Here is a 6,562-nt window from a genome sequence, read left to right as displayed (position 1 = left end):
GCGCCCATGCAGGACAATTGGCATTAACTATCAAGCACACTGTTGAGTTCTCAAGCAACCGACACGCACCGACTCCAACCCGTTTCCAGGCCTTCGCTCGGGGCAACTTCTCTACCTTACCAGACCGCTGAGCTGGTGTCTACCGCTGAAGCGGAGACGCTCTCTGCTGATCTGCCTCACGAGACGCCAGATCCAGGACCTGAACTTCTCGGAGGAGCCAACCTGCGGGACCAGCCACTTCGCGGCGGCTCCGAAGAGCTTCGCAGTGGTGTCTGTTCCTCCCTGTCGGGCTGACATCCAGAACATTACGTGGAGGTTGCCGGGAAGGTCAAACCGTGCCGTCGTGACGCCGGTCACCGCAGTCCCGCCGGCGAGCTGGACGCGCCCGCGGAAGCCCGCGGGACCCGGTCGACAGCTCACCGGGCCCCGCACGTCCAGGGACTACTCGGCAGCCGCGACCGCCAGCGTCCGCTTGCCGCGACGCAGGACGGCGAACCGCCCGTGGAGCAGGTCCTCCGCGCCGAGGACCGCGTCCTCCTCGGTCACCTTGACGTTGTTGACGTACGCCCCACCCTCGGCGATCGCCCGACGTGCCGCCCCCTTCGAGGCCACCAGGCCCGATCCCACCAGTAGGTCGACGACCGTGTCGCCGGCAGCCGCCGTCGTGCGCGGCAGCTCGGCCACGGCCGCCGCGAGCGTGCCCGCGTCGAGCGCGCCCAGGTCACCCCGGCCGAACAGCGCCTGGCTCGCGGCGATGACGGCCTCCGTCGCGGCGGCGCCGTGGACGAGCGTGCTGACGTCGGCCGCGAGCGCCTTCTGCGCCTCGCGCGCCGCAGGGCGCTCGGCGACCGCACGCTCGAGCTCGGCGATCTCCTGCGCGCTGCGGAAGGTGAAGATCTTGAGCCAGCCCACCACGTCGGCGTCGTCCGCGTTGACCCAGTACTGGTAGAACGCGTACGGGCTCATCATGTCCGGGTCGAGCCACACGGCCCCGCCCTCGGTCTTGCCGAACTTGGTCCCGTCGGCCTTGGTGATGAGCGGGGTCGTCAGGACGTGCACCGACGCGCCCTCGGCCTTGCGGATCAGCTCGACGCCCGAGAGCAGGTTGCCCCACTGGTCGTTGCCGCCCGTCTGGAGCGTGACGCCCTCCCGCCGGAAGAGCTCGAGGTAGTCGTTGCCCTGCAGGATCTGGTAGCTGAACTCGGTGAAGCTGATGCCCTCGTCCGACTTCAGGCGGCGCGCCACGGTGTCCTTGGCGAGCATGGTGCCCAGACGGTAGTGCTTGCCGATCTCCCGCAGGAAGTCGATCGCCGTGAGCTGACCGGTCCAGTCGAGGTTGTTCGCGATGCGGGCCGGGTTGTCGCCCTCGAAGTCGAGGAAGCGCGAGACCTGCGACTTGAGTCGCTCGGTCCACTCGGCGACCGTGTCCTTGGTGTTGAGGATCCGCTCCCCCGACTGACGCGGGTCACCGATCATCCCCGTGGCGCCGCCGACGAGCGCGATCGCCCGGTGCCCCGCGAGCTGCAGGTGGCGCAGCAGGATGAGCTGGACCAGGTGGCCGTGGTGCAGGCTCGGCGCGGTCGGGTCGAAGCCGCAGTAATACGTGACGGGTCCCTCGGCCAGCGCAGCACGCAGCGCGGCCTCGTCGGTGGACTGCGCCACCAGGCCTCGCCATTGCAACTCGTCGAGAACGTCGTTCACTGCATCTCCTTCGTCGTGCCCGCGCGCGGTGCGGCGCAGGGCGTGGGTGGGGCGCGCCGTCGTCCCGCGCGCCCGAGGTCCTAGTCTGCCGTGTCCTGCCCCCGAGCACCGACTTCCCCTGCAGCGTGGACGCCCGCGCGTCGCGGCCCCCGACGACGTCCGGGGCCGGAACCAGCCGACCCGCGCGCCTCAGCGCGTCCGGCGGTACGCGGGGCGGTAGGCCGAGACGGTCGGGTCCCCGGTGAGCCACAGCCGCCACGGGTAGACGCTCGCGTCTCCCCCGTCGCCGCTCACGCCCACGCGTGGTCCGGTCGCGATCGCGGGTCGCAGCGTACGCGTGTCGCGGTGCACGACGACGTCTCCCGCCACGTCCGTCACGTCCAGCCCGTAGTGGTCGAGGTCGAGACCGAGCGCCACCGCGAGCCGGGCGGGCCCGCGCGCGATCTGACGGTCAGAGTCGCACACCCCGACCGCGAGACGGCGTGCCCGGGCCAGCTCGGCGCCGTCGGTCACCTCGCCCGCCCGCAGCAGGACCGCGGACGCCTGCCCGAGCGGCCCGCACACCACGTTGACGCAGTGGTGCAGCCCCAGGTGGCGGTAGACGTAGAGGTGACCGGGCTCGCCGTACATGGCACGGTTGCGCTCCGAGCGGCCACGGAACGCGTGCGAGCCCGGGTCCCGCTCCCCGTCGTAGGCCTCGACCTCGGTGAGGCGGACCGTGACGACCCCCTCGGGCGTGCGGTGCGTGATCGACGACCCCAGCAGATCGCGCGCGACCTCGAGGCTCGACCGCGCGAACCAACCCCGGGCCGGCACGTCCAGGGCGGGCTCGCCGGGGTCGGGCACGAGACGGAGGTCTGGGGTGGCGGATCGGAGGGATTCGGGCACGGGAGGCCTCCCTGGCTCGGCGCGGGTCTCCCCCGCAATCTACGCCCCGCATGTTTCGTCGGTGCGTCCCACGAGACGCCCGAGCGCCACGGCAGCGGAGTCAGGCGTCCGCGACGCCGTCCGCCGGGACGGCCGGTCGCGGGGCCGGCTCGCCGAACCCGTCGAGCACGACGTCGGCCCGCTCGGCCGTCCCCTCGGCGGCGTAGACCGCACGCTCGGTGACCATCCAGTCGATCCACGCGTCGTACGCGTCCTCGCCGTCGCGGGCGAGACCCCGCCCGAGCCGGACCTCGTCGTCGGCCTCGACCCAGACGAGCAGGGTCGTCAGGTCGGCGATCCTGCGGGCCCCCGCACCGCAGCCCTCGACGACGAGGAACGGGGCCACGGGGACGTCGTGCCACTCCGCGAAGTCGCCGAGCGTCCAGTCGTAGCGCTGGTAGCGCCCCGCCCTGCCCTCGGACAACGGGTCGAGCACCTGCTCGACGAGCCGCCCGACGCCCGCGGTCATCCCGGTCCAGCCCTCGTACAGGTCGTCCATGTGGACCACCTGCGCGGACAGCGCCTCGCCCAGCTGTGCCGCGAGCGTCGTCTTGCCCGAGCCCGCGGGCCCGTCGACGACGACCAGCCGGCACCCCGGCCCGGCGGGGACGCCCGGACCGGCCGGACGTCCCGCGCCGAGGCAGGCTGCGCCGTCGTGCACGCGGGAGACGAGGTCCGCGAGGACCTCCGCGCTCACGCTCACGGCGATCTCAGCCCTGGACCCAGAAGCGGTACTCCGCCGAGCGGACCTTCGCCTCCTCGAGCTGCTCCGCGACGCGCGCAGGGGCCGTGCCGCCCACCGCGTCGCGCGACGCGAGGGAACCCTCGACCGTCAGCACGTCGCGCACCCCCGGCGTGAGGTGCTCCGAGATCTCGGCGAGGTCCGCGTCCGAGAGGTCCCACAGCTCGGTGCCGCGCTCCTCGCACACGCGCACGCACGCTCCCGCGACCTCGTGCGCCACGCGGAACGGCACGCCCTCGCGGACGAGCCACTCGGCGATGTCCGTGGCGAGCGAGAAGCCCTGCGGCGCGAGCGAGGCCATGCGCTCGGTGTCGAACGTCAGGGTGCGGACCATGCCCGCGTACGCGGGCAGCAGGACCTTGAGCGTGTCGACCTGGTCGAACACCGGCTCCTTGTCCTCCTGCAGGTCACGGTTGTACGCGAGCGGCAGGCCCTTGAGCGTCGCCAGGAGGCCCGTCAGGTCGCCGATCAGGCGCCCCGCCTTGCCGCGCGCGAGCTCCGCGATGTCCGGGTTCTTCTTCTGCGGCATGATGCTCGAGCCCGTCGAGTAGGCGTCGTCCAGGCGGACGAAGCCGAACTCCTTGGTGTTCCAGATGATGATCTCCTCGGCGAAGCGCGAGAGGTCCACGCCCAGCATCGCCGAGACGAACGCGAACTCCGCGACCACGTCGCGCGAGGCCGTGCCGTCGATCGAGTTCTCGACCGGACCGTCGAAGCCCAGGTCTGCCGCGACGGCCGCCGGGTCCAGACCGAGCGACGAGCCCGCGAGCGCGCCCGAGCCGTACGGCGAGCGCCCCGCACGCACGTCCCAGTCGATGAAGCGGTCGACGTCGCGCAGCAGCGGCCACGCGTGCGCGAGCAGGTGGTGCGCGAGCAGCACGGGCTGCGCGTGCTGCAGGTGCGTGCGCCCCGGCATGGGTGCGCCCGGGTGCGCCTCGGCCTGCTCGATCAGGGCGTCGACGACGTCGAGCACCAGGATGCCGATCGCGCGGGCCTCCTCGCGCAGGTACGAGCGCACGAGCGTCGCGATCTGATCGTTGCGCGAGCGTCCCGCACGCAGCTTGCCGCCCAGCTCGGTCCCTGCGCGCTCGATGAGCCCGCGCTCGAGCGCCGTGTGCACGTCCTCGTCGGCCAGGACCGGCAGGAAGGCCCCCGACTCGACGTCCGCCGAGAGCACGTCGAGCGCCTCGAGCATCGCCGTGAGCTCGTCCTCGTCGAGCAGGCCGGCAGCGGCCAGGACCTTGGCGTGCGCCCGGGATCCGGCGATGTCGTGCTGCGCGAGCCGCCAGTCGAAGTGCGTCGACTGCGACAGCGCTGCAAGGGCCTCGGCGGGGCCACCGGCGAAGCGGCCACCCCACAGGCTGACCGGGGCGGCAGGTGCGGCGGCCGCCGGCTGCTCGTCCCCGGGCGCAGGGGTGTTGTCGTTCAGGTCGTCGCTCATGGTTCTGGCTCCCGGTACCGAGGTCGATGCCGCTCCCGGACGTCTCGTCGCGGGCGGCCGAGGCCCCGGCCGTCGGCCGAGGACCTCGAGGGTTCTCCCCGCCGGCGACCGGGCGAGCGGGTCGCCCTCGTCGTCGGCGGGGTCGTTCTTGTCTGTCTGTCGTGCGTGTGCGGCCGTGGGGACGCGGGGTGCGGCAGGCGGCCCCGCGCGCGTCACGGCCTCTGGTGTCCTGTCACAGTCTGTCAGCCCGCAGGCCGTCGTCCGTCAGGAGGCGGACGGCCCGACCGGGTTGCTCAGCGCCAGGAAGCGCGCGGCCATCTCCTCGCCGCCGTCGACGTCGCGCGAGATCACCAGGACCGTGTCGTCGCCCGCGATCGTGCCGAGCACCCCGACGAACACCGAGTGGTCGATCGCCGAGGCCAGGTACTGCGCCGCCCCCGGCGGGGTCCGCAGCACCACGAGGTTGCCTGAGGCCTCGGCCGAGACCAGGAGCTCGCCGCACAGGCGTGCGAGCCGGGCGGCGACGTACTCGGCGTCGTTCGCGACCTGGACCGAGCGGTCCCCGCCCTCGCCCGGCACCGCGTAGACGAGCGAGCCGGACGCGCTGCGGACCTTCTCCGCGCGCAGCTCGATCAGGTCGCGCGAGAGCGTCGCCTGCGTGACGCTCACGCCGTCCTCCGCGAGCGCCTTGGCGAGCTCTGCCTGCGAGTGGATCTCGTGCCGCGCGACGAGCTGGGCGATGCGCGCGTGGCGTGCCGCCTTGGTGGTCGGCACGCTGCCCGGCCCCAGGCCCCCGGTCGTCACGATCGCTCCAGCAACCAGGTCAGCAGCGCCTTCTGGGCGTGCAGACGGTTCTCGGCCTCGTCCCAGACGGCCGACTGCGGGCCGTCGATGACCTCGGCCGTGATCTCCTTGCCCCGGTACGCGGGCAGGCAGTGGAGCACGAGCGCGTCGTCCGCCGCCACGGCCATGACCGCGGCGTTGACCTGGTAGGGCACGAACGGCAGCTCGCGCTCGGCGGCGCTCGCCTCGTCACCCATCGAGACCCAGGTGTCGGTCGCGACGACGTCGGCCCCTCGCGCGGCCTCGAGCGCGTCCGAGGTGACCAGGACCGAGCCGCCCGTCTCGCGGGCGATGCGCTCGGCGTCGGCGACGATCGCCGGGTCCGGCAGGTACTGCGCCGGTGCGCCGATGCGCACGTGCATGCCCGCGGTCGCCCCGCCCAGGAGGTAGGAGTGGGCCATGTTGTTGGCCCCGTCGCCCAGGTACACGAGCGACGTGCCGGCCAGGGCGCCGACGCCGCCACGCAGCTGGGCGACCGTCAGCAGGTCGGCGAGGATCTGGCACGGGTGGAACTCGTCGGTCAGCGCGTTGACGACCGGGACGCTCGCGACCCGGGCCATCTCCTCGATGCGCTCCTGGCCGAACGTCCGCCACACGATCGCGGACGTCTGGCGGTCCAGGACCCGGGCGGTGTCCGCGATGGGCTCGCCGCGACCGAGCTGGCTCGTCGCGCCGTCGATCGTCAGCGGGTACCCGCCGAGCTCGGCGACCCCCGCCGAGAACGACACGCGCGTCCGGGTCGAGGGCTTGTCGAAGATGAGCGCCACGGCCTGGGGGCCGCGCAGGGGCGTGCGGATGAAGCGGTCCTCACGGAAGCCGAGGCCGAGCTCGAGGACCTCGCGCTGCTCGGCGGGGCTGAGGTCGTCGTCGCGCAGGAAGTGTCGGACGGGGGCGGTCGAGGCAGTCAC

Annotated in this window: 6 protein-coding genes; all 6 read right to left on the bottom strand. The window is 72.9% G+C overall.

The annotated features are described in order from the left end of the window. Nucleotides 1-441 precede the first annotated feature (441 nt). The gene (gene tyrS, locus ACIPWA_RS04820) at nucleotides 442-1,701 is read right to left on the bottom strand and encodes a tyrosine--tRNA ligase (protein WP_400288423.1); all 1,260 of its coding nucleotides are present in this window, start codon (nucleotides 1,699-1,701) and stop codon (nucleotides 442-444) included. Nucleotides 1,702-1,890: 189 nt separating this feature from the next. Then, on the bottom strand, nucleotides 1,891-2,589 hold the full coding sequence (locus ACIPWA_RS04815; RefSeq protein ID WP_400288421.1) for a DNA-3-methyladenine glycosylase: 699 nt from the start codon (nucleotides 2,587-2,589) through the stop codon (nucleotides 1,891-1,893). A 100-nt stretch (nucleotides 2,590-2,689) separates the two neighbouring features. Continuing rightward, nucleotides 2,690-3,325 (bottom strand): uridine kinase family protein, encoded by a 636-nt coding sequence (locus ACIPWA_RS04810; RefSeq protein ID WP_400288419.1) that lies wholly within the window; start codon nucleotides 3,323-3,325, stop codon nucleotides 2,690-2,692. A gap of 13 nt (nucleotides 3,326-3,338) precedes the next feature. Next, nucleotides 3,339-4,811, bottom strand: coding sequence for an argininosuccinate lyase (gene argH / locus ACIPWA_RS04805; protein WP_400288417.1), 1,473 nt, complete (start codon nucleotides 4,809-4,811; stop codon nucleotides 3,339-3,341). A gap of 264 nt (nucleotides 4,812-5,075) precedes the next feature. Continuing rightward, nucleotides 5,076-5,615 carry an arginine repressor gene (locus ACIPWA_RS04800; protein WP_400288415.1) on the bottom strand — a complete coding sequence of 180 codons (540 nt, stop codon included), beginning with the start codon at nucleotides 5,613-5,615 and terminating at the stop codon, nucleotides 5,076-5,078. After that, complete coding sequence (gene argF, locus ACIPWA_RS04795) at nucleotides 5,612-6,562, bottom strand: ornithine carbamoyltransferase (protein WP_400288412.1); 951 nt, start codon at nucleotides 6,560-6,562, stop codon at nucleotides 5,612-5,614. Before argF ends, ACIPWA_RS04800 begins: the two co-directional genes overlap by 4 nt.

The sequence above is a fragment of the Oerskovia enterophila genome (assembly GCF_044748475.1).
Classification (GTDB): domain Bacteria; phylum Actinomycetota; class Actinomycetes; order Actinomycetales; family Cellulomonadaceae; genus Oerskovia; species Oerskovia enterophila.
The sequence above is the reverse complement of the archived record's forward strand: the minus strand, read 5'-3'. Positions and strand labels throughout refer to the sequence as shown.

Coding starts and splice junctions, on each gene's coding strand:
- argH (WP_400288417.1), bottom strand. CDS start 4,811: ATGAGCGACGACCTGAACGACAACACCCCTGCGCCCGGGGACGAGCAG.